Below are 21,917 nucleotides of genomic sequence, written 5' to 3'. Positions count from 1 at the left end.
GGATGTTGCTGGTGCCGCTGCTGCTGGCCGGCCTGGTCGTCCTGGCCCTGGCCCTGGTAGGGGTTGTCGGGCGCCCCTGGCTGGAGCGCACCATCCTGGAGACCGACACCCCCTCCGGCAAGGCCTTCGACGCCGTGCTGATGCTGGCGATCGCCCTCAGCGTGCTGGCGGTGGTGCTGGAGAGCGATCCACTGCTGCGGCAGAACTGGGCCGGCACCTTCCTGGGGCTGGAGTGGGGCTTCACCCTCCTGTTCAGCCTCGAATACCTGCTGCGGTTGCTGGTCGTGGCCGAGCCACGGCGCTATGCGACCAGCTTCTTCGGGATCGTGGATCTGCTGGCGATCCTGCCCTCCTACCTGGGGCTGCTGATCGGTGGCGGCCAGCTGTTCCTGGTGGTGCGGGTGCTGCGGCTGCTGCGGGTGTTCCGGGTGCTGAAGCTGGGGGCCTTCCTGCAGGAGGCGGAACTGCTCTGGGGCGCCCTGGTCGCCGCCCGCCGCAAGATCACCGTGTTCCTGCTGGCCATGGTGACGCTGGTGATCCTGATCGGCGCCTTCATGGATGTGATCGAAGCCGGCAATGACGGTTTCGGCAGCATCCCGGTGGCGATCTACTGGGCCTGCGTCACCATCACCACGGTGGGCTACGGCGACGTGGCCCCGGTGACACCCCTGGGACGCTTCATGGCCTCGGTGGTGATGCTGATCGGCTACAGCATCATCGCCGTGCCCACCGGCATCCTCAGCGCCGAAATCGGCTTGAAGGTGCTGCGGCCTGCGGGGCGGCCCTGCCCCGCCTGCGGCCTGGGCGACCACCAGGCCGACGCCCGCCACTGCCGGCACTGCGGGGCTGCGCTGGACCCGGAAGGGGAGCCGTAGCCAGGGGCGTCGCCCCCCTGCGGGGGATCGATCGGTGAGAATCCCGCACAGACCCGCGACTGGCTGGCCCGTCATGCCGATGGAGGACTCCAGCCGCAGCGAAGAACTCAGGGCCCTTGGCTGGCCGGAGCCGGAGGTGCGCCGCTACCACCAGCTCTGGATCCACCGCAGCCGCTGGGGCGCCGCCAACCTGGACCGTGACGAGCGCCGGTTCCTGCGCCGGGGGGAGGTCGCCCTGATGGCGGTCCGGCGGGACTGCTTTGTGGCGCTGGATTTCGAGACGGCCGATCAGGGCCGGGACAGTGCCTGCTCGATCGCCCTGGTGCGGGTGGAGGGGCGCACCATTGTGCGCCGCGAGCACCACCTGATCCGGCCGCCGCGCCGGACGTTCCAGTTCACCTCCATCCACGGGATCAGCTGGTCGCAGGTGGCCGATGCGCCCCGCTTCGCCGAGCTCTGGCCGCAGCTGGTGAACGGTCTGGATGGGGCCCAGTTCATCGCCGCCCACAACGCCAGCTTCGATGCCGGTGTGCTGCGGGCCTGCTGCGAGCAGGCCGGCCTGAGGCCCCCAGCCCAGCCCTTCGTCTGCACCGTGCAGATGGCCCGGCAGGCCTGGAATCTGCGGCCCACCAAGCTTCCTGATGTGTGCCGGCATCTGGGTCTGCCGCTCCGGCACCACGATGCCCTCTCCGATGCCGAGGCCTGCGCCAACATCGTGCTGGCGGCGGGTCGGGGCAGCTCAGGCTAGGGCCGCCCTGCCCCGTCCCCGCCGCCACAGGCTGACGCCCAGGGCCAGCAGGAATCCGAAGAACTGCACGATCACCACACAGGGGCCCGACGGCAGGTTGGTGAGGCCCGAGCCGAGAAGCCCCAGCACGGCGCAGCCGCCGCCGATGACGGAGGAGAGCACCAGATAGGTGCCGAAGCGGCGGCTCACCAGCCGGGAAGCGCAGGCGGGGATCACCACGAAGGCGCTGATCAGCAGCACCCCCACCGCCTTGATCGACACCGCCACCACCACAGCGAGCAGCAGGATGAAGGCGATCCGGTGCCACTGGCTGCCCACGCCGAAGGCCCCGGCCAGATCGGCATGCAGGGTGACCAGCACCTGGGCCCGCAGGCTCACCAGCAGGTAGGCCACCGCCGCCACCAGCAGCACCGCGATCAGGGCAAGGTCCAGCCAGGAGATGCCAAGGATGTCGCCGAACAGCAGTTGCTGGATCCCGCCCTTGTAGGTGGTCACCAGGCTGAGGGCCACCACGGCGAAGGCCAGGGAGGTGGAGTAGACGATGTTCAGCAGGGCATCGGTGGGGAGCTGGCTGCGTTGCACTAGCAGGTTCACCAGCAGGGCGAACAGCACCGCGAAGGGGATCAGCACCAGGGTGGGATTGAGCCCCAGCAGGATGCCCAGGCTGATGCCCAGCAGGGCCGAATGGCCCAGGGCATCACTGAAGAACGACAGCTGCCGCAGCACCGCGAAGCTGCCCAGCAGGCCGCCCAGGGCCCCGGTGAGCAGCCCGCCGACCAGGGCCCGCTGCATGAACGGCTGGCCGATCACTGCGGTGAACGGGGAGAACTCCGTCATCCGATCCGGGGGCGGCCCATGGGCGCCTGGCGCCGGGGATGGCTGGGAAGGTCGGCCGGGTCGTAGAGGCGCTCCAGCTGGGCCCGGGACAGGGCCAGTTCGGGACGGCCGCTGCAGCGCAGCTGGCGGTTGAGGCACAGCACCTGGTCGCAGCTGCGCCGCACCATGTCCAGGTCGTGGGAGACCTGCAGCACGGTCCAGCCCTCACTGCGGCGCAGATCGAACAGCAGGCTGTGGAACTGCTCGGTGGAGGGGGCGTCCAGGCCGGCCTGGGCCTCATCGAGCACCAGCAGGCGCCGGGGCCGCACAACGCAGAACGCCAGCAGCACCCGCTTCAGCTGCCCCCCCGACAGCTCGCTCAGCAGGCGCTCGGCCAGCGGCCCGCAGCCCGTCTTGACCAGGGCGGAGCGCACGGCGGAGCGGCGCTCGGCGCCGCCGATCCAGGGCAGGCGCGGGCCGGGCGGATCCCAGCCGAAGCCGACGAACTCGGCCACGGTGAGCGGCAGGCGCCCCTGGAGCGGCAGGGCCTGGGGCAGGAAGGCCAGCTGGGCGCGGACCTGCCCCGGCAGCTGGCCGGCGGGCCCCAGCCGGTGGCCGAGGATCCGCACCTCGCCGGCCTGGCGGGGGATCAGGCCGAGGATCGCCCCCACCAGGGAGCTCTTGCCGGCCCCGTTCGGCCCCACCAGGGCCGTGTCGCTCTCGGCCGCGAGCTGGAAGCTGACGTCGTCCACCGCCAGCACCCCATCGCGCAGCACCCGCAGGCCCTCGACCTCCAGCACGGCCATCAGCGGAACGCGCTCACCAGATCGGAGACATTGCGGCGCATCACCGCGCCGTAGGTGGCCGGGTTGCGGGAGGCCTCCTCGGTGCCCGTCTCCATCGGATCGAAGACGCTGATGCGGATCCCCAGATCGCCGGCCAGGGCATTGAAGGAGCGGTTGCCCTGCTGGGGTTCGCTGAGCAGGGCCCTCAGCTGGGTGCTCTTCACCGTGTCGGCGACCCGTGAGAGATCCGCCGGGGAGGGGTTCTGCTCCGGCACATCCACCAGGTACTCGGCCTTGAGGCCGTAGCGGTCGGCGAAGTAGGGGGCGAAGTCGTGCAGGACCACGAAGGTCTTGCCCCGGAACGGGGCCAGTTGCTTCTCGAATTCCGTGTTGAGCTGGCGCAGCTGGCCGCTGAAGGCGGCGGCATTGCGGCGGTAGCCATCGGCACAGGCCGGATCAGCCGCGATCAGACCGTCGCGGATGTTGTCCACCTGCTGGGCGGCGCGCACCGGATCAAGCCAGATATGGGGATTGATCGGGCCATGGGCATGGCCGTGGTCGTGATCGTGCCCATCGGCGTGCTCCCCACCAGGCTCCTCCGGGTTCTCCAGGGTGGCGATGCCGCGGCTGGAATCGATCACCTTGAGGGCCGGGTTTTCGGCGCCTTGCACCAGCTTGTCGAGGAACGACTCCATGCCCAGGCCGTTCTTCACCAGCACCGTTGCGTTGCGGATGGCCGCCACATCCCCCGGCCGAGCCTGAAAATCATGGGGGCCGCTGGCGGCGGGGATCAGCGCCGTCACCTCGGCGCAGTCGCCGGCCACGGCGCGGGTGAACAGGGTGATCGGCAGGAAGGTGGTCACCACCTTGGGGCGATCGGCACGGCCGGCCTGGGGTGCGGCCGACTCCGCCGCCGGACGGCAGGCCAGCAGGAGGGAGGACAGGGCCGCCGCCACGGCCAGAAGGGGACGACGGGATGGGAACGGGCTCATGGGGCAAAACCTCCGGAACGGGGTGGGCGGGAGCGGACGGACGGGGGCAGGGTGACGGGCCAGAGCCACCACTGGCCCTGCTCGCCACCGGCGACTAGATGACGGCCATCGGGTCGCCAGCTGAGGCTGGTGATGGCCTGGCCGTCGCCTTCGAGCAGCTGCTGCAGCCGGCCCCGCCCATCCCAGAGGGCCACCGTGCCATCGCTGGAGGCGGTGACCAGCAGGCTGCTGCCGGGGGCGAAGGCGACCGCATGGACACGGCCCTCATGCAGCGCCAGGGGTTCCGGCGTCCAGCCCTTGGCGCCGCGATCCTTCTGGCTCCAGATCACGGCGATGTCGCTGGAGGCGACGGCCAGCAGCGGCGCCAGACGCCCCGGCTGATCACACCAGGCCAGGGCCCGCACCTTGCCGGGGAAACCACGGAACTGCCAACCGGTGCCGGCCCCGCCGTCGGGCCAAAGCATCAGCGAACCGTCCAGCTGGCCACTGGCCAGCAGGTTCCCCTGGCCGGACCAGGCCAGGGCCAGGCCCGCCGAACCGGTGGGGCAGCGCTGGGGTGCCTGGGCAGGGTCGTCCGGAGACCAGAGCAGCACCTCGCCGTGGCAGGCCGCCGCCAGCCGCCGGCCATCCCGGCTCCAGGCGAGGGCCAGCACCGTGCCCTTCAGCTCCGGGCTCTCGATGCGCAGGGTCCTGCTGTCGCCATCCCACAGCCGCACCTGCCGGCCAGCCCCCACCGCCAGCAGGGGGCCCTGGGGCTGCCAGGCGGCCGCATCCAGCCAGTGGCCCCCCAGGGGCAGGGGGTCGAAGGCGATCGGCCGCACACCGGAGCCCCCCAGCTCCCACAGCAGCAGCTCCCCGTCCTGGCCCGCCGCCATCAGATAGCGGTCGTCGGCGCTGAAGCCCACCACATCGAGGCTGCTGTCCCGCTCGCCGCGCAGCAGCTCCTCGCAGCCGGCGCGGAAATCGATCAGCAGCAGCTCGCCACCGGCCGTCGCCATCGCCAGCAGCTCGCCATCGGCCGACCAGACCTGGGCCGTGATCGCGTGGCTGCAGGCGCCGCACAGACGCTCCTGCACCAGGGTCGGGGGGGCCGCCATGGGGGGCTCAGGCCACACAGGCCTCGAAACCGGCCCGCAGGGCGGCCTCGTCGAGATCGCGGCCGATGATCACGAATTGGGTGCTGGGGGTTTCGCCCTCGCGCCAGGGGCGATCCCGCGTGCTGTCGATCAGCATGTGCACCGACTGGAAGACATAGCGGTGGCTCTCGCCGTCGATCTGGAGGATGCCTTTCATCCGGAACAGATCGGGGCCCCGTTCACTCACCAGCCGATCGATCCACTGCTCGAGTTTCTTGTAACTCATCGGCCGCTCTTCGATGAAGGCCACCGAACCGACGGCCCCGTCGTGCTCATGGTCGTGGTCGGAGGTGAGAAATTCCGGGTCGATCGCCAGGGCCCGCTCGAGCTCAAAGGCCCCCACGCCCAGGATCTGATCCATGGCCGCATCGGCCCGGCAGGTGGGAATCACCCGCGCCAGCGGATTGAGGGCCCGGGTCCGTTGCTGGATGGCCAGGCAGGCCTCGGCGTCGACCAGATCGATCTTGTTGAGCAGCAGCACATCGGCGAAGGCGAGCTGCTCCTGGACCTCCTCGCTGTCCCAGTGCTGCTCCACATGCTTGAGGTCAACCAGGGTGACCACGGCGTCGAGCTGCAGTGCGTCGCGCAGGTCCTCATCGACGAAGAAGGTCTGAATCACCGGGGCGGGATCGGCCAGGCCGGTGGTTTCGATCACGAGGTGGTCGAAACGGTCGCGGCGCTTCATCAGATTGCCGATGATGCGGATGAGGTCGCCACGCACGGTGCAACAGATACAACCGTTGTTCATCTCAAAGATCTCCTCATCGGCCTCGATCACCAGCTGGTTGTCGATGCCCACATCGCCGAATTCATTCACAATCACGGCCACCTTCTTGCCGTGCTCGTGGGTGAGGATGCGGTTCAGCAGCGTCGTCTTGCCGGAGCCGAGGTAACCCGTCAGGACAGTGACAGGCAAGCGCTCCCGATCAGGGGCCATGGGACGGGGCCTGGCGCTGCCGGGCCGGGTTTGGGAATCATTATCAAGCTAGCAGCCGTGGGACGGGAGTCCGCGCTTCAACGCAAACCGCGTCCATCACTACCGCCCCGCACGGGCGATCTGCCTACGGTCAGGTGCTGAAGATGGCGTGCGATGGCCCCGGAACGCTTCTTCCTTGAGCTGGACCCACCGCTGGAGGCCATGCGCAGCTGGCCCCACGTGGTGATCGTCGGCGGTGGCTTCGCGGGGCTCAAGGCCTGCAACGCCCTGGCCGGCAAGCCGGTGCGCGTCACCCTGATCGACAAGCGCAACTTCAACCTCTTCCAGCCCCTGCTGTATCAGGTGGCTTCCGGGCTCGTCTCGGAGGCCGATGTGGCCTCGCCCCTGCGCCAGATGGTGGGCGAGGCCGCCAACATCCAGATCCTGCTGGGCGAGGTGGTGGACATCGACACCGAGGCCAGGGAGGTGGTGTTCAACGACCACCGCTATGGCTACGACCACCTGATCCTGGCCAGCGGTTCGGGCAGCACCTACTTCGGCCATGAGGAATGGCGCCCCCTGGCGCCGCCGATGAAGATCCTCGAGCACGCCGATGAGATCCGCCGCCGGCTGCTGATGGCCCTCGAGGAAGCCGAGCAGACCCGGGACCCCGAGCGGCGCCGCTTCCTGCAATCGGTGGTGGTGGTGGGGGCCGGTCCGGCGGGGTGCGAACTGGCCGGCTCCCTGATCGAGCTGATGCACCGCGCCGTGGCCCGGGACTTCAAGCAGCTCGATCGCGCCCAGTGCCGGGTGATCCTGCTGGATGCGGTCGACCGGGTGCTGCCGGCGATGGCCGCCAACCTGTCCCGGGAGGCGGCGGCCTACCTGGAGCGGGCCGGCGTCGAGCTGCGCCTGAACACAATGGTGGCGGCGATCGAGCCGGGCCGGGTGATCCTCAAGCCCCCCCCGGACACCGCCGCTGGTGAGGCGGACAGCGGCGGCGAAGGCCTCGGCGACCTGGAGGCCGCCACGATCTGCTGGACCGCCGGGGTGCGGGCCTCGCGCCTGGGCCGGCTGCTGGCGGAACGCACCGGCGCCCCGGTCGACCGGGGCGGCCGGCTGCAGGTGGAGGCCGATTTTTCGCTGCCGGGCCACCCGGAGATCCGGGCGGTGGGGGATCTGTGCCACTACGCCCATACCGGCGACGGCCGGGTGCTTCCAGGCATGGCGGGGCCGGCCGTGCAGATGGGCGGCTGGGTGGCGCGCGACATCCTGGCGGGCCTGGAGGGGCGCCGCAGTGAGCCCTTCCGCTGGTTCGATCTCGGCAGCATGGCCGTGATCGGCCCCTGGTACGCGGTGGCCGATCTGCGCGGGCTGCATGTGAGCGGCCTGGCGGGCTGGGTGCTCTGGGCCCTTGCCCACCTCGCCTTCATCCCCGACACCGAGAACCGCATCGCCCTGTTCAGCAAATGGATGTGGCAGATCGCCACCCGCCAGCGCACGGCCCTGCTGATCACCGGCCGTCCCGACCAGCACATCGGCGTCGATGTGGGACTGGAGCGGGCCGTACCGCCGGGTGGCCTGGCTCAGTCGCCGGAGGAGCCCCCCTCCGGACCCTTGAATCGGTTGATCAGCACCCCCAGAATCACGGCGATGTAGAGCGGCCCGGCGATCCCCAGCACCACGCTGGCCATGCGCGCCGGAGGCCGTGCAGGGGTGATGTCGCCATAACCGGTGGTGGTGAGACTGACGAAGGCGAAGTAGTTGATGCGGGCGAAATCCAGCTGCCAGACGCTTTGGGCGGCCGCCCCCGGATGGGAGCGAACGATCGCGGCCTGGCCATCGGCGGTGTTGGCCAGGAAGCTGCCGGGCTCGATCGTCTCCAACACGCTCAGCACCAGGCCACCGCTGAGGCCGAGCAGCAGGTAGCCGGCCACTGCCCCGGCCACCACCGGACTGGTGGCCCGGGGCTCCCGGCCCAGGGTCCGCACCAGCCGCACCAGGCTCCAGCCGATGAACAGCGTGGTGATCAGCAGCAGGGGCACCCCGGACAGCCGCTGCGACGCAGGGGTCAGCAGCCAGTACAGCTGGGCGATGAGGTTGGCGCCTCCCAGCGCCAGGTACAGGCGATCACCCCAGTCACGCGCCACCGAGCCAGCGAGGAAGCCGCCCAGCTCGACAGTGGTGAGCAACGTGAGCAGGAAGTAGCCCATCGAGCCGGCCAGGCGCAGCGTCTGGGGAAACGCCAGGCTCAGCATCACCAGCAGGCACAGAAACAGCAGCCGGCGGTAGAAGCGGTGCCGCCGGCGCGTCAGGCCTTCCGGCGTGGCCGGCGCCGCCAGGGGTCGGATCACGGAGGCGATGGAGTCGGAACCGACAAGGTAGGTCGGGTCCCAGCGACAACCAGCAGCCCTGGACGCAAAGGCGGAGCACCGCCCGATACTGGAGCCATCCGCAAGGACTCCGATGGCCTTCCGCTTCCGACCCGCCACCCGCCTGCTGCCTGCCGCAGCTGGGCTGTTGCTGGCACTGGCCCCCATGGCCCCGGCCCTGGCCCAGGGGATCCCCTTCAACGAGATCCGGGCCCTCAACCTGGCCCGCAATGCTGCCGTGCTCAGCAACGGCGGGCTGACGGTCTACACCCCGGCCAACTGCATGTTCAGCACCTCGGCGGCCACCAACCCCTGCCTGGTGCGCAACGACGCCGACGGCTTCGTCTACCGCTTCCTCGGAGGCCCCCCCGGCTGGGAAGCGAAGGGACTGCCGCCCACCACGGAAACCGAGATCAAGATCGCCCCGGACGGCCGCCGCGTGGTGGCGATCCTCTTCAACGGCCCGCCCCGCTCCCGCTGAGCCCGGCAGTCGGCCACGGGAAAGCGGCCTAACCTGCCATCAGCCTCCCCGAGTCCTTGTCCGTTCCCGCTTCCCCCACCCTGCGCTGGGTCACCGCCGGTCTGCTGCTGGTAGCCGCCGTCCTCTGCCTGGCGCTGCCCTTCGTGTCGGCCACCCTGCTCACCATCGCCCTGGGCGGGGTGTCAGCGGCGGCGGGCGTCTCCCAGCTGCTGCGGCTCACCTCGGCCGATGACACCCGCAGCAAGGTGTTCCGCGCCATCTCCGGGGTGCTCTACGTGGTCGGCGGCATCGGCCTGGTGGCCTTCCCGGTGGCCAGCACCGTGAGCCTGACCCTGTTCATCGGCGTCCTGCTGGCGGTCGAGGGGGTGATGGAGCTGGCGGGCGCCGCCGCCGGCGCCGGGCCGGCCCGGGGCCTGGTGCTGCTTGATGGCATCGTCACCGTGGTGCTGGGCGGGATGCTGATCGCCGAGTGGCCCTCCGACAGCCTCTGGGCCATCGGCACCCTGTTCGGGTTCGGCCTGGCCTTCTCCGCTTTCAACCTGATCACCGCCCCCGCGGCTCCCCAGGCCTGAGGGCTGGGGCTCATTCGGCCACGGCCAGGCCCTCGGCCCGGCGCGGATCCACCGTCCCCAGGCTGCCGCCCCCCGCCAGCACCTCGACGCTGTTGGCCGCCCCCATGGCCGGGGCCCGGCGGATGCTGTGGCCCATGGCCTCCAGCAGGCGGCGGCTGTCGGGGCTCAGGCCCTCCTCCGCATCGATCCGGTCGGGCCACAGCTGGCTGTGGATCCGGAGGGAGGCGACGGCACTGGCCAGGTTGAGGCCGTGCACCATCCGGTTGAGCAGTACCTGCAGGATTGTGGTGATGATGCGACTGCCGCCGGGGCTGCCGGTAGCCAGCCAGGGGCGGCCATCGGGGCGGAACACCAGGGTGGGGGCCATCGAACTGAGGGGCCGCCGGCCGGGAGCGATCGCATTGGCCGTCCCCTGGCGCAGACCGAAGGCGTTGGCGCTGCCAGGGAGAGCGCTGAAATCGTCCATCTCGTTGTTGAGCAGGAAGCCCATTCCCGGCACGCTGATGCCGTTGCCGTAGGGGAAGTTCAGGGTGGTGGTGAGGGCCACCAGGCCGCCCTGGCGGTCGGCCACCGAGAGATGGGTGGTGTTGGTGCCTTCCCGGGCGGCGGCCGCCTCCAGCGCCGGGGCCGGGGTGTGGCGACGGGGATCGATGCGGCGGCGCAGACCATCAAGGTGAGCAGGCGACAGCAGCCGTTCCACCGGCACCGCCACCTGATCGGGGTCGCCGAGCAGGGCATTGCGGTCGCGGAAGGCCAGGTTCATGGCCTCGGCCATCACGTGCAGGCTGGCGGCGGCGTTGAGGCCGGTAGCGACCAGGTCGAGGGGTTCGAGGATCCCGAGCAGCTGCAGCAGGGTGAGCCCGCCCCCGGGCGGCGGCATGGTGAGCACCGGGTGGCCGCGGAACTCGCGCCGCAGGGGCCGCACCAGCCGGGCCCGGTAGGCACGCAGGTCGCCATGGGTGATCAGGCCGCCACCCCGCTGCATGGCCGCCACCAGGGCATCGGCCACCGGCCCGACGTAGAAGCCCCGCTCCCCCTCGGCGGCGATGCGCCGCAGACTGGCCGCCAGCTCGCTCTGGCGCAGCACCGTCCCAGGCACCGGGGGCGGCAGGAACAGACGGCGGGAGACGGGGTCGGCCTGCAGCCGCGGGGCGGCGGCGGCCAGGGAATCGCTGAGTTCGCGGCTCACCGGAAAGCCCTGGGCCGCGAGCCGGATCGCCGGCGCCATCACCTGAGCCAGCGGCAGGCGGCCATAGCAACGCTGGGCCAGGGCCAGGCCGGCGACGCTGCCGGGCACGGCGGTGCTGAGCAGGCTGCGGGTGGCGCGGGACCGGTCCACCTGGCCGTCGGGGCCCAGAAACATGGTGGCCGTGGCCGCCGCCGGAGCCGTCTCGCGGAAGTTCACCGCCACCGCCGTGCCGCCGCCGATGGCCAGCTCGGGCCCGCTCGCTTTGGTGCCAGCGGGTGCCCCGTCCAGGCAGCCCCGGGCCGCCGCCGGCGAAGGGCCGGGCAGCCAGAGCAGCAGGAAGCCGCCGCCGCCGAGGTTGCCGGCCTGGGGCAGGGTGACCGCCAGGGCGAAGGCGGTGGCCACCGCCCCATCCACCGCGTTGCCCCCCTGGCGCAGGATCGCCGCGCCCGCCGCCGAGGCCAGCGGCTCCTGGGCCGCCACCAGCCCCCGGGCCGACCACTGGGGCCGGAAGCGCTGCTCGCCCTCCAGCAGCACGTTGCTCTCCGCAGCGGCGGGGACCACGGCCTGGGCCCGCGTCAACGGCGCCGGCAGGGTGCCGAGTCCCACCAGCAGCAGCACCGCCCTGGCGGCTCCCCGGCGGCCGGCGCTCACAGCGAGGCTCCGTAGCCGCCACCCCCGGGGGTGGCGATCTCCAGCAGGTCGCCCGGCTGCACGGCCACCTGGTCGCAGCCGGCCAGCTCCAGCTGGGAGCCATCGGCCCGCTCCAGCCGGTTGCGCCCCACCGCACCATCGCCACCACCGGCCAGGCCGAACGGAGGCACCCGCCGGGAGCCCGAGAGGATGGCGACGGTCATCGGCGCCAGGAACCGCAGCCGCCGCACCACGCCGTCGCCGCCAGGCCAGCGGCCGGCGCCGCCGCTGCCGCGGCGGATGGCGAAGCCCTCCAGCCGCACCGGGAAGCGGTCCTCGAGGATCTCCGGATCGGTGAGGCGCGAGTTGGTCATGTGGCTCTGCACCGCACTGGCACCGGCGAAACCGGCGCCATCGGCCAGCACCCCGGCGCCGGTGCCGCCGCAGATCGTCTCGTAGTACTGGCGCTGGGCATCGCCGAAGCTGAGGTTGTTCATCGTGCCCTGGGCTGCCGCCATCACCCCCAGCGCCCCGAACAGGGCGTTGGTGACCGCCTGGGAGGTTTCCACGTTGCCAGCCACCACCGCCGCCGGCGGCAGCGGGTGCAGCAGGCACCCCTCCGGCACGATCAGCTCGATCGGTTCGAAGCAACCGGCGTTGAGCGGGATCGCTCGGCCCACCAGGCAGCGGAACACGTAGAGCACGGCCGCCTTGGTGATCGCCAGCGGGGCATTGAAGTTGCCCTCCAGCTGGGGGGAGGTGCCGCTGAAGTCGATGCGGGCCCGGCGGGCGGCCCGGTCGATGCGGACGGCCACGACGATGCGGCTGCCGTTATCGAGCTCGACGCTGTGGTCGCCGTCGCTGAGGCGAGCGATCGCGTCACGCACAGCCTCGGCCGCGTTGGCCAGCACGTGGCCCAGGTAGGCGCTGACCTCCCTGGTGCCATCGCGGCTCAGCAGCCGCTGCAGTTCGCTCTCCCCCAGCCGGTTGGCGGCCACCTGGGCCTGCAGGTCGGCCAGCAGCTGGTCGGGGTTGCGCACCGGGTGGGGGCCAGCGGCCAGCCGCTCACGCCAGGCGGCCGCATCGAACTGGCCCTGGCGCAGCAGGGGCACGTGGCGCAGCAGCAGCCCCTCCTCCTCGATCCGGCGGCTGAAGGGGGGCATGGAGCCCGGGGTGAGACCGCCCACGTCGGCGTGGTGCCCGCGGCAGGCCACGAACAGCAGCGGCGCCGCCCCGCCCTCGGGGGGGAACACCGGCGTGATCACGGTGATGTCGGGCAGGTGGGTGCCACCGTCGAAGGGGTCGTTGGCGGCGTAGGCATCGCCCGGCGCCAGGGGCGGCAGGGTGGCGGCGGCCACGGCGGCCAGCAGGCTGGCGACGCTGTCGCCCATCGAGCCGAGGTGCACGGGGATGTGGGGGGCATTGGCCACCAGCCGGCCGGCGCCATCGAACAGGGCGCAGGAGAAGTCGAGCCGCTCGCGGATGTTCACCGAGCGGCTGCACTGGCGCAGCCGTTCCCCCATCTGCTCGGCGATGGCGGCAAAACGATGGTTGTAGAGCTCCAGCCGCACCGGATCCACCGCCCCGGCGCCGTTGCTGGCCAAGGCCGCGCCAGCGGGCGGCGCCTGCCGTTCCAGCAGCAGTTCGCCCCCCGCCAGCACCCGGCCACCCCAGCCGGGCTCCAGCACCGTGGTGCCCGTGGGCTCCACCACCAGCGCCGGCCCCGCGATCCGCTGACCCGCCGCCAGCTGCTCCCGGCGCCAGAGGGGCACCTGGCGCCAGACCATCCCGTCGCCGCTGCCCCCGCCGTGCTCTTCCGCCAGGCAAAGGGGCACCCATTCAGAGGGCTCGGGCGGATCCGCCGCCTCAGGGAGTTCCGCGGCCCTGACAACACCCGCCGAGACCTCGGGCGCCGGAGCGCTCACCTCCACCTGCAGCCGCTCCACCACCAGCGGCTCGTCCGCCACCACGAAGCCGAAGCGCTGCCGGTGGCGGGCCTCCAAACCCGCACGCAGCTCGCCCAGCAGCCCCTCGGGCGAACCGGTGGGCCAGGGCAGCTCCAGCCCCTGGTCACTGCCGCGGTAACGCAGCTCCAGGCGGGCCTGCCAGCGGGGTGCCTGGCCGGTCGCCAGATCACCGCTGGTGCGCAGCTCGGCGGTGGCTTCGGCCACCAGCGCCTCGATCGCCCGCTCCAGCTGGGGCAGCAGCGCCGGCTGGAGGGGCTGCCGCAGGGTGCACTCCCGCAGCAGGGAGGGGCGGGCCAGGCCGATGCCGTAGGCCGAGAGCACCCCGGCCAGGGGATGGAGCAGCACCCGGGTGAGCCCGAGGGCGTCGGCCAGGGGGCAGGTGAGCTGGCCGCCGGCGCTGCCGAAGCTGACCAGCACGGCGCCGCGCAGGTCGTGGCCGCGCTGGATCGAGATGCGCCGGATCGCCTCGGTCATGCGCTCGATGGCGATCGTCAGCGCCCCCTGGGCCGCCGCCTCCGGCCCGGCCACCCCCAGCTGGCGGGCCAGGGCCTCGAAGCGCTCCACCGCCACCCCCCGATCGGCCGGCTGGTCGCCGCCGGGGCCGAACAGCCGCGGCAACGCATCCACAGGCAGGCGGCCGAGCAGCAGGTTGGCGTCGGTGATCGCCAGGGGCCCCCCGCGGCCGTAGCAGGCGGGTCCGGGGTTGGCGCCGGCCGAGCGGGGGCCCACCTGCAGGCGCCCGTCCTGCACCTGCAGCACCGAGCCGCCGCCCGCCGCCACCGTGTGGATCGGCAGCATCGGTGCCAGCAGCCGCAGGCCGTCGATTTCGGTTTCGTTGCTGCGCTCCCAGGCGGCCTCGCCGCGGCTGCCGTCGAAGTGGAAAACGTCGCTGGAGGTGCCCCCCATGTCGAAGCCGAGGATCGGGACGTCGCCGAATCCGGCGGCCGCCGCCACCGCGACGGCCGCCACCATGCCGCCGGCCGGACCGGAGAGAATCGTGTCCTTGGCCTGGAGCAGGGCGGGCGACTGCAGGGCTCCGGAGGAGGTCATCACCCGCAGCGGGATGGCCGCCCCGATGGCGGCGCGCACCTGATCGAGATAGGCCCCCAGCACGGGACCCAGGGAGGCCTCGAGCACGCTGGTATCGAGGCGGGGCACCAGCCGGGGCTGGCGGCTGAGCTGGTGGGAGAGCACCACCGGAGCGAAACCCCGCGAGGCCAGCCAGCTCCCGAGGGCCTGCTCATGGACCGGGTGGCGGCCGGCATGGAGCAGGGCCACCGCCACGCCCCGATATCCATCGGAACGGGCCTGGGCCAGGGTCGCCTCCAGATCCGCGTCCAGCTGCAGGGGCTCCAGTTCCTCGCCATCCGCCGCCAGCCGGCCGCCGACTTCAATCACCCGCAGGGGGGGCGGTTCGGGCCGCCGGATCTGAAGGGCAAAGAGGTCGGGGCGGTGCTGGTCGCCGATGCGCTGCAGATCGGCGAAGCCGCGCGTCACCAGCAGCAGCACCGGCGCCCCCTGGCGCTCCAGCAGGGCGTTGGTGGCCACGGTGGTGCCCAGGCGCAGCTCCGCAACGAGCCCGGGGGGAACGGGTTGGTCCGGCGCCAGCTCCAGCAGCTCGCGCAGGGCGGCCACGGCGGGATCCTGCGGAGCGGTGCCATCGGCCCGGCGCGGCGGATCGGAAAGGCGCTTGCGCACCAGGAGCTCACCGCTGGGCGTGCGGGCCACCACGTCGGTGAAGGTGCCGCCGCGGTCGATCCAGAAGCGCCAGCCCGTACGCGTCACGGCTGCGGGTCAAGGCAGTGGCAGAGGGGGTGCACCGGAATCTGCGCCAAGGAGCCCTCCCAGAATGAAGCGCTGCTGCTCGACCATCCCTGCAGCACATCCGCATCAATCATGAAGATGCATCCGGCAGGACGGCACAGAGAAACTCAAAAAGAACAACGATAGTGAATTAGGAGCAAGTCGCAATGAAGCCGGCAAGCCTTCACGGGTCTTCAGCGGTCTTCATTGGAGTCCTCGCAACAACACTCCTGGTACAACCGCCAGCCGCCTTTGCTCTGGACTTGATCTTCATCTTTGATGGACTGAGCGGCACCTTCCGCAATCTTGAAGCTGGAACCGCCACGGGTTTTCCTCCCGCCGAAGTCGAAATGAATGTCGCCTCGTCGTCAGGATCGCCCAAGGGCGCTACACCAAGGCTCCGCGATGCCTCCTTCCAGACTGCGGCTATGTCTCGGTGACGGCCGACGGATCCATTTTCACTTCCCCAGCTCGCTTCCATGGCCATAACGATGGTTGGCAACTTCTGATCACGACACCGACCCCGTCACCATTGCCATGGCCCCTGTTTGGAACCCTGATGTATTGCCCAGGCTATGAAGTGGACGGCGATCCAGAAAGGTGCCCGGCTCCGGGCCCAGGCACTGAGCCCAGGTCCGGATGGCTCACACCACCCCCCCATGGCGATCCCGGAGACGACGGCGTCCCAGGTCCGCTTCCCTTCCTGGGCGTGGCCGCCGCCTTCGGATTCAGCCGAAAGCTGAGACGCAGGATCCGAAACAGCCCTCAGCGGTAGTTCTCGAACTGCAGCGGCAGCTCCAGGTCCTCGCCGCGCAGCAGGGTGATCACCTGCTGCAGATCGTCCTTGTTCTTGCCGGTGACGCGCAGGCTCTCGCCCTGGATCGCCACGGTCACCTTCTTGACCTCATCGCGCACCTTCTTGCTGAGCGTCTTGGCCAGCTCCTGGCTGAGGCCCTTGCGCAGCTTCACCACCTGCTTCACCCGGTTGCCGCCCACCGGCTCGGGGGTCTGCAGATCGAAGATCTTCAGCGACAGGTTGCGCTTGGTGGCCTTCTGGCGCAGCACATCGACCACCGCATCCAGGGTCATGTCGCTGGCGGTGGTGATCGTGAGGCTGGCCTCCTCCACCTCGATCTCGGTGCCCGAGTCCTTGAGGTCGTAGCGCTGGCCCACCTCCCGGCGCACCTGGTCGACGGCATTTACCAGCTCCTGGCGGTCGAAGTCGGAGACGACGTCGAAGGAATAGCTGTCGGCCATGGGGCAGGCGAAGGCAAGGCAGCGCCAGCCTAGAAAAGAGACCCTGCGACCCCTCTCGATGACCTTCTCTCTGCCCAGCACCCTCCTGGCGGCCAGCATCGCCCTGCCGGTGCTGCCGGCGGCCGCCGGCGGGCCCTTCGCCTGGTCCCTGGTGCTCTCGGGAGCCGTGGTGGTGCTCAGCCTGATCCCCCTGGGGGCCGCCCGCTCCCAGGCCGACTTCCAACCCTCCGACCTGGCCGCGCCGCGGGCGATGTTCGAGCGGCTGCCCGCCTGGGGCAAGCGGGCCAACTGGGCCCACCAGAACAGCTTCGAGGCCTTCACCCTGCATGCCCCCGCCTGCCTGCTCTGCCTGGTGGTGGCCCCTGGCGTGCTGGCGGCCTCCCCCTGGCTGGCGCTGGCGGCCTGGCTGCACCCCGCCCTGCGCCTGGGCTACCTGGCGGCCTACGTGGCCAACCTGCCGCCCCTGCGCAGCCTCTGCTGGGCCGGCGGCATTCTCTGCACCGCCCTGCTGTATTCCGAAGGGCTGCGGGCGGTGCTGCGCAGCTGAGTCAGCTGCCGCCCCTCTCCTGCAGCCCCTTGAGGGCCGCCAGCAACGAGGCCGGGCTCTGGGGATCCACCATCAGCACCGATCCCCCCTGGGCGGCGGCCATCTGCTGGCCCATGGCCATCCAGTCCCTGGCCAGCAGCAGCCGCAGGCCCTCGGCCGCCGCCGGATGGGCCTCGATCACGGCCGCCAGCTGGGTGGCCGACTCGGCCCGCGCCTTGGCCAGCAGCAACTGCTGCTTGGCCTGGGCATCGGCATCGAGCAGCACCGCCTCCTGCTTGGCCTTGGCATCCAGCACCAGGGCCTCGGCCCGGCCCCGGGCCGCGTTCACCTGGGATTCCCGCTCCCCCTCGGAGCGCAGGATCGCCGCCCGCTTCTCCCGCTCGGCGGTCATCTGCTGCTCCATGGCCTGCTGCACCCCCTGGGAGGGCTGGATGTCGCGCAGCTCCACCCGGGTCACCTTCACGCCCCAGGGATCGGTGGCCTGATCCAGCTCCTTGAGCAGGGTTTCGTTCACCTCCTGACGGGTGGTGAAGGTCTGGTCGAGGTCGAGCTTGCCCATCTCAGCCCGGATCTGGGTGAGCACCAGGTTGACCATGGCCGCCTGCAGGTTGTCGACGCCGTAGTAGGCGCGGGCATGCTCCAGCAGCTGCCAGTACACCACCGCATCCACCTCGATCGAGACGTTGTCGCGGGTGATGCACTGCTGGGGAGGGATGTCGAGCACCCGCTCCTTGAGCGATTCATGGCTCACCACCCGCTCCAGGCCGGGGATCACCAACGAGAGGCCGGGGCGCAGTTGCCGGTCGTACTTGCCGAGGCGCTCCACCAGCATCGAGCGGCTGCTGCTGGTGACCTTGACGCCGCTGATGCCAAGACCTGCGAGCACCACGAGCACCGGAATGATGAGGGCTTCCATGCAGGCTTTATCACTGGGGCAACGCTAGGCAGGATGGGGGGGAAGGCCAACGGTCCCGTTGCTTTCGTTGCCCTGGCCACCGCCCCTTCGCCCCCCGCCGATGCCCGCCCCCCCGATCCTCTGGCTGGCCCTGGCGGGGGTGCTGCTGGTGCTGGAGCTGGTGGGTGCCGATGCGGACGGCCTGCTGCTGGTGGGCGCCGTGGCCGCCCTGCTGCTCACGCTGGAGGCGGTCCTGGTGCCGGTGGTGCCGCCCCTGGTCCAGGTGCTGCTGTTCGGCGCTCTGGTGGGGGCCGGCTACGGCTGGATGCGGCGCTGGTCGGCGGGGCGCCAGGCGCGCACGATCCCCCAGGGTGCCCGGGCCGAGCTGGCGGAGGTGACCACGGCGTTTGATGCCAATGGCGATGGCCGGGTGCGCTGGCAGGGCCAGAGCTGGGCCGCCCAGAACCTGGCGCCCGACCAGCTCCTGCTCCCCGGCACCCAGGTGACGGTGATGGGCAGGGAGGGAACGCGGCTCCAGGTGCTGCCCCGCCAGGAGTCGCTACAGGGCTAGAGCCGGGCTGGCTAATCGAAGAACATCAGGCTCACCACCTTGCCCATGTCCTCGGCGGTGCGGCAGCTGGAGAGCAGGGTTTCGCTGTCGTGGAAGGCGTAGCAGATCAGCTGGTCGCAGCGGTTGATGATCTCCTGGTTGCAGAGGCTGCTGGCCATGGGCAGGGGCAGTTCGTCGTTCTCCGGCTTCTCCACCAGGTGCAGCACCCGCTCCAGCTGGCTTCGGGATTCGCCGGGCTGGCGCTCCAGGCTCTGGGGCAGCAGCACGGTGAGGCGGGCCGGATCCACCTCCAGCACGCTGCGGATCACGGCGGCGTTCACGCCCTGGGCGCCGGAGGTGATCAGGTTGTGGCCCTCCTGGGCCAGGGAGCGGGCCACCAGCTCCACCAGATGGATCGACACCACCGGCACATGGCGGCTGCCAAGGAAAGCGATTCTGCGTTTGCCCCGGTCCTGGAGCATGGCCAGCTCCTGGGCGAGCGTATCGATCCGGTCCAGGGCCGGAAGATCTAGGGACCGGGTCACCCGTTATCGACAACCAACGACCTGAAACTAGCAGCGCCCTCAGGCATGGACCGCCAGCCGCAGCCGGCCGAACAGCCGTTCGAAGTGGCAGTTCTCCTCCACCAGGCGGATCGCATAGGTGGCCTTCACCGCTTCATGCAGCCGCACATGGCCGATGGCGGCGTCGATCACCTCCACCGTGGTGAGGGTGTCGTGGTCGACCTTGAGCACCGGCACCTCCAGTTCCTCGGCCCGGCTGATCAGCTGGGGCAGGGGTTCGCCGGCCCCCGTGAGGATCAGGCACTGGGTGGAAGCCTCCAGGGCGGCCAGCTGGATGTCGGTGCGGTCGGCGCCCGTCACCACAGCCATGTTGCGGCGGCGCCGGAAGAACTCCATCGCCGAGTTGACGTTCATGGCGCCGATCGACAGGGTCTCCACCAGCAGGTCGAGGCCGTCGTGGCAGCAGAGCACGGTGGCCTCGAGGCGGCGGGCCAGCTCCTCCACCGTGACGCTGCGCAGCAGGGGGCTGCGGGGCATGACGCCCAGCACCGGGATGCCCAGCCGCTCCAGGGCCGGCTGCACCGCCTCCCGCACGTCCGGCACCATGTCGGGCACCACGGCGTTGAGCACGACACCGGCCAGCAGATCCCCCAGCTGGCGCCTGGCTTCGAGCAACGCATCGACGCTGCGGCTGTCGCTCCAGGGATGCACCAGCAGCACCGGCGCCTGCAGGGCGTGGGCCAGCTGCACCAGGCCCAGGCCGTAGAGCTGGCCCTCGCTGAGACTGCCGGCCCCCTCCAGCAGCACCAGGCGATCGGCGTCGTCGTGGATGCGCCGCTGCAGCAGCTTCAGGCCCTCCCCGGGGGTCAGGTCCCCCGCCAGCAGGCGCTCCCGGGCGGCCGCGGGCTGCAGCACATGCAGCGAGGGGATCAGCTGGTCCTGGGACAGTCCGAGGGTGTCACCGATGAAGCGGACATCGGGATCGAGCAGGGGGTGACCCGGCGCCGCTTCGGGAACGTTGTCGAGCGGATCGTCCATGCAGGTGACAAGCGGCTTACCGAAGGCAAGCGGCACGCCCCCGCGTGCGAGCTGGCGACCGAGACCGAGCACCACCGCCGACTTGCCGCTGAAGGGTTCGCAGGAGCCAATCAGCAGGGGGATGGACATGGGTTGACCTCGCCGGGTCCTGCAGGTGCGGGGCAATCTAGGCAGCACGTCCACTGCAAGCCCATGCCGGACCCGTCGAGCGACTCCCTCACCGTGGCCGTCACCGGGGCCAGCGGCGCCCTGGGGCAGGCCCTGCTGCGCCGCTGGCATGGCCGCGGCGCCCAGCTGATCGCCCTCTGCCACAGCAGCGCCCCGTTGCAGCTGGCCGGCCCGGACGGGCAGCCGATCCCCCTGCGCCAGGGGCACTGGCAGGTGGGCCAGGAGGCGGCCCTGGAGCCCCTGCTGGAGCAGGTGGACGTGCTGGTGATCAACCACGGCATCAACGTCCATGGCGACTGCAGCGCCGCGGCGACCGGCCGTTCCCTGGAGGTGAACGCCCTGAGCGCCTGGCGACTGCTGGAGCTGTTCGCCGCAGTGGCGAAGCGGCGGGAGGGGGTGCAAAGGCGGGAGGGGGCACGGCGGGCGGAGGTGTGGGTGAACACCTCGGAGGCGGAGATCCAGCCGGCCGTGAGCCCCCTGTATGAGATCAGCAAGCGGCTGCTGGGCCAGCTGCTCAGCCTGCGGGCACCGGAGCTGGCCCGGACGCTGCGGCTGCGGCGGCTGGTGCTGGGACCCTTTCGCTCCGCCCTCAACCCGGTGGGGGTGATGGGGGCCGACTGGGTGGCGGGGGAGATCCTGCGGCAGGCCGACTGGAACTGCAGCCTGATCATCGTGACGCCGAACCCGCTCACCTACCTGCTGATGCCGCTGGCCACCCTGGGCCGATGGGCCTACGTGGGCCTGCTCAGGCGCCAGTGAGGGCAGCGATCGGGCCTAGAAGTCGCGGTCGGTGAGGATGTCGCAGCCGTCGGAGGTGACGACGACGGTGTGCTCCCATTGGGCCGAGAGGCCGCCATCCACCGTCACCACGGTCCAGCGGTCCTTGAGGGTGCGGCAGCCTTTGCTGCCGGCATTGAGGATTGGCTCCACCGCCAGGGTCATGCCGGCACGCAGCTGCATGTTGGGCAGATCCCTGGTGCGGTAGTTGAACACCGAGGGTTCCTCGTGCAGGTTGCGGCCGACGCCGTGGCCCGTGTAGTCCTCGACGATCGCGTAGCCGTGGGCCTCGACGTGGTCCTGGACCGCACCGGCCAGCTCCAGCAGGGTGCTGCCGGCCTTGACCGTGGCCAGGCCCTGCATCAGCGATTCCTGGGCCACCCGGCTGAGGCGGCGGGCCTCCTCAGGCACCCCCTCACCGACGCAGAGGGTGACGCAGCTGTCGCCGTGGAAGCCCTCGAAGTAGGCGCCGGTGTCGATCTTGACCAGGTCGCCGGCCTTGATCACCCGCTTGGCGCTGGGGATGCCGTGGACCACCTCGTTGTTGATGCTGGCGCAGATGCTGGCCGGGAAGCCGTGGTAGCCCTTGAAGCTGGGGGTGGCCCCCATGGCGCGGATGCGGGTTTCGGCGTGGCGGTCGAGGTCGCCGGTGGTCATGCCCGGGGCGGCCATGTCGATGATCTCGCGCAGCACCGTGGCCACGATGCGGCTGGCCTGGCGCATGATCGCGATCTCCCGCGCCGATTTCACCTCGACACCGCGGCGGCCCTTCTGGATGCGGGGGCCGGCCTGGGTGAGAGGGGTGCCGCCGCCCTTGACGCCGTTGGTGCTGGCCAGCAGATCGGCGAACAGGTTCATGCGAGGGGTACGGGCCGGACA

Annotated in this window: 21 protein-coding genes; 8 read left to right on the top strand and 13 right to left on the bottom strand. The window is 71.0% G+C overall.

Going from position 1 to position 21,917, the window contains the following annotated elements; all coding sequences use genetic code 11:
- Positions 1-2 precede the first annotated feature (2 nt).
- Together KBZ12_RS04060 and KBZ12_RS04055 are read left to right on the top strand one after the other, a co-directional pair.
- Positions 3-875, top strand: coding sequence for an ion transporter (locus tag KBZ12_RS04060; protein WP_254956483.1), 873 nt, complete (start codon positions 3-5; stop codon positions 873-875).
- A gap of 79 nt (positions 876-954) precedes the next feature.
- Complete coding sequence (locus tag KBZ12_RS04055; RefSeq protein ID WP_254956482.1) at positions 955-1,623, top strand: 3'-5' exonuclease; 669 nt, start codon at positions 955-957, stop codon at positions 1,621-1,623.
- Here the strand turns inward: KBZ12_RS04055 and KBZ12_RS04050 are convergent.
- From KBZ12_RS04050 to KBZ12_RS04030, 5 genes are read right to left on the bottom strand one after another with little or no spacing between them, the layout of a single operon-like run.
- Complete coding sequence (locus KBZ12_RS04050; protein ID WP_254956481.1) at positions 1,615-2,460, bottom strand: metal ABC transporter permease; 846 nt, start codon at positions 2,458-2,460, stop codon at positions 1,615-1,617. The two genes, KBZ12_RS04055 and KBZ12_RS04050, sit on opposite strands and share 9 nt — an antisense overlap.
- On the bottom strand, positions 2,457-3,245 hold the full coding sequence (locus tag KBZ12_RS04045; protein ID WP_254956480.1) for a metal ABC transporter ATP-binding protein: 789 nt from the start codon (positions 3,243-3,245) through the stop codon (positions 2,457-2,459). Before KBZ12_RS04045 ends, KBZ12_RS04050 begins: the two co-directional genes overlap by 4 nt.
- Complete coding sequence (locus KBZ12_RS04040; protein ID WP_254956479.1) at positions 3,245-4,216, bottom strand: metal ABC transporter solute-binding protein, Zn/Mn family; 972 nt, start codon at positions 4,214-4,216, stop codon at positions 3,245-3,247. The genes KBZ12_RS04045 and KBZ12_RS04040 overlap by 1 nt, the downstream gene beginning before the upstream one ends.
- Positions 4,213-5,313: a WD40 repeat domain-containing protein gene (locus KBZ12_RS04035; RefSeq protein WP_254956478.1), complete on the bottom strand. Its 1,101-nt coding sequence runs from the start codon at positions 5,311-5,313 to the stop codon at positions 4,213-4,215. The genes KBZ12_RS04040 and KBZ12_RS04035 overlap by 4 nt, the downstream gene beginning before the upstream one ends.
- A gap of 7 nt (positions 5,314-5,320) precedes the next feature.
- On the bottom strand, positions 5,321-6,289 hold the full coding sequence (locus KBZ12_RS04030) for a GTP-binding protein (protein WP_254956477.1): 969 nt from the start codon (positions 6,287-6,289) through the stop codon (positions 5,321-5,323).
- Positions 6,290-6,442: 153 nt separating this feature from the next.
- Between KBZ12_RS04030 and KBZ12_RS04025 the strand changes: the two genes are divergently transcribed.
- Positions 6,443-7,927 carry an NAD(P)/FAD-dependent oxidoreductase gene (locus KBZ12_RS04025; RefSeq protein ID WP_254956476.1) on the top strand — a complete coding sequence of 495 codons (1,485 nt, stop codon included), beginning with the start codon at positions 6,443-6,445 and terminating at the stop codon, positions 7,925-7,927.
- Here KBZ12_RS04025 and KBZ12_RS04020 read toward each other — a convergent pair.
- Complete coding sequence (locus KBZ12_RS04020) at positions 7,855-8,622, bottom strand: potassium channel family protein (RefSeq protein WP_254956475.1); 768 nt, start codon at positions 8,620-8,622, stop codon at positions 7,855-7,857. The two genes, KBZ12_RS04025 and KBZ12_RS04020, sit on opposite strands and share 73 nt — an antisense overlap.
- 112 nt (positions 8,623-8,734) lie before the next feature.
- On the opposite strand from KBZ12_RS04020, the gene KBZ12_RS04015 reads away from it, so the two are divergent.
- Both KBZ12_RS04015 and KBZ12_RS04010 read left to right on the top strand, forming a co-directional pair.
- On the top strand, positions 8,735-9,121 hold the full coding sequence (locus tag KBZ12_RS04015) for a hypothetical protein (protein ID WP_254956474.1): 387 nt from the start codon (positions 8,735-8,737) through the stop codon (positions 9,119-9,121).
- Between the two features lie 56 nt (positions 9,122-9,177).
- Positions 9,178-9,693: an HdeD family acid-resistance protein gene (locus tag KBZ12_RS04010; RefSeq protein WP_254956473.1), complete on the top strand. Its 516-nt coding sequence runs from the start codon at positions 9,178-9,180 to the stop codon at positions 9,691-9,693.
- Positions 9,694-9,703: 10 nt separating this feature from the next.
- On the opposite strand, the gene ggt is transcribed toward KBZ12_RS04010, so the two are convergent.
- The 3 genes from ggt to KBZ12_RS03995 form a co-directional block, all read right to left on the bottom strand.
- Positions 9,704-11,533 (bottom strand): gamma-glutamyltransferase, encoded by a 1,830-nt coding sequence (gene ggt / locus KBZ12_RS04005; RefSeq protein WP_254956472.1) that lies wholly within the window; start codon positions 11,531-11,533, stop codon positions 9,704-9,706.
- Positions 11,530-15,264, bottom strand: a complete 3,735-nt coding sequence (locus KBZ12_RS04000; RefSeq protein ID WP_254956471.1) for a hydantoinase B/oxoprolinase family protein — start codon at positions 15,262-15,264, stop codon at positions 11,530-11,532. The genes ggt and KBZ12_RS04000 overlap by 4 nt, the downstream gene beginning before the upstream one ends.
- Before the next feature lie 783 nt (positions 15,265-16,047).
- Positions 16,048-16,539 carry a YajQ family cyclic di-GMP-binding protein gene (locus KBZ12_RS03995; protein ID WP_254956470.1) on the bottom strand — a complete coding sequence of 164 codons (492 nt, stop codon included), beginning with the start codon at positions 16,537-16,539 and terminating at the stop codon, positions 16,048-16,050.
- Between the two features lie 58 nt (positions 16,540-16,597).
- Here KBZ12_RS03995 and KBZ12_RS03990 point away from each other — a divergent pair, with 58 nt between their 5' ends.
- Positions 16,598-17,086: an MAPEG family protein gene (locus tag KBZ12_RS03990; RefSeq protein WP_254956469.1), complete on the top strand. Its 489-nt coding sequence runs from the start codon at positions 16,598-16,600 to the stop codon at positions 17,084-17,086.
- 1 nt (position 17,087) lies between these two features.
- Here KBZ12_RS03990 and KBZ12_RS03985 read toward each other — a convergent pair whose 3' ends face one another.
- On the bottom strand, positions 17,088-18,002 hold the full coding sequence (locus KBZ12_RS03985) for an SPFH domain-containing protein (RefSeq protein ID WP_254956468.1): 915 nt from the start codon (positions 18,000-18,002) through the stop codon (positions 17,088-17,090).
- Positions 18,003-18,102: 100 nt separating this feature from the next.
- Here KBZ12_RS03985 and KBZ12_RS03980 point away from each other — a divergent pair, with 100 nt between their 5' ends.
- The gene (locus KBZ12_RS03980) at positions 18,103-18,552 is read left to right on the top strand and encodes an NfeD family protein (RefSeq protein ID WP_254956466.1); all 450 of its coding nucleotides are present in this window, start codon (positions 18,103-18,105) and stop codon (positions 18,550-18,552) included.
- An 11-nt stretch (positions 18,553-18,563) separates the two neighbouring features.
- Here the strand turns inward: KBZ12_RS03980 and KBZ12_RS03975 are convergent, their stop codons facing one another.
- Both KBZ12_RS03975 and KBZ12_RS03970 read right to left on the bottom strand, forming a co-directional pair.
- Positions 18,564-19,076, bottom strand: a complete 513-nt coding sequence (locus tag KBZ12_RS03975) for a DNA recombination-mediator protein A (RefSeq protein ID WP_094583973.1) — start codon at positions 19,074-19,076, stop codon at positions 18,564-18,566.
- A gap of 39 nt (positions 19,077-19,115) precedes the next feature.
- Complete coding sequence (locus tag KBZ12_RS03970; protein ID WP_254956465.1) at positions 19,116-20,222, bottom strand: phosphotransacetylase family protein; 1,107 nt, start codon at positions 20,220-20,222, stop codon at positions 19,116-19,118.
- 63 nt (positions 20,223-20,285) lie between these two features.
- Between KBZ12_RS03970 and KBZ12_RS03965 the strand changes: the two genes are divergently transcribed.
- Positions 20,286-21,020, top strand: a complete 735-nt coding sequence (locus KBZ12_RS03965) for an NAD-dependent epimerase/dehydratase family protein (protein WP_254956464.1) — start codon at positions 20,286-20,288, stop codon at positions 21,018-21,020.
- A gap of 15 nt (positions 21,021-21,035) precedes the next feature.
- Here KBZ12_RS03965 and map read toward each other — a convergent pair whose 3' ends face one another.
- Positions 21,036-21,896 (bottom strand): type I methionyl aminopeptidase, encoded by an 861-nt coding sequence (gene map, locus KBZ12_RS03960; RefSeq protein ID WP_254956462.1) that lies wholly within the window; start codon positions 21,894-21,896, stop codon positions 21,036-21,038.
- Positions 21,897-21,917 lie beyond the last annotated feature (21 nt).

It is taken from the genome of Cyanobium sp. Cruz CV13-4-11, from assembly GCF_024346055.1.
Lineage (GTDB): Bacteria > Cyanobacteriota > Cyanobacteriia > PCC-6307 > Cyanobiaceae > Cyanobium.
This window is presented reverse-complemented; position numbering and strand designations above follow the sequence as displayed.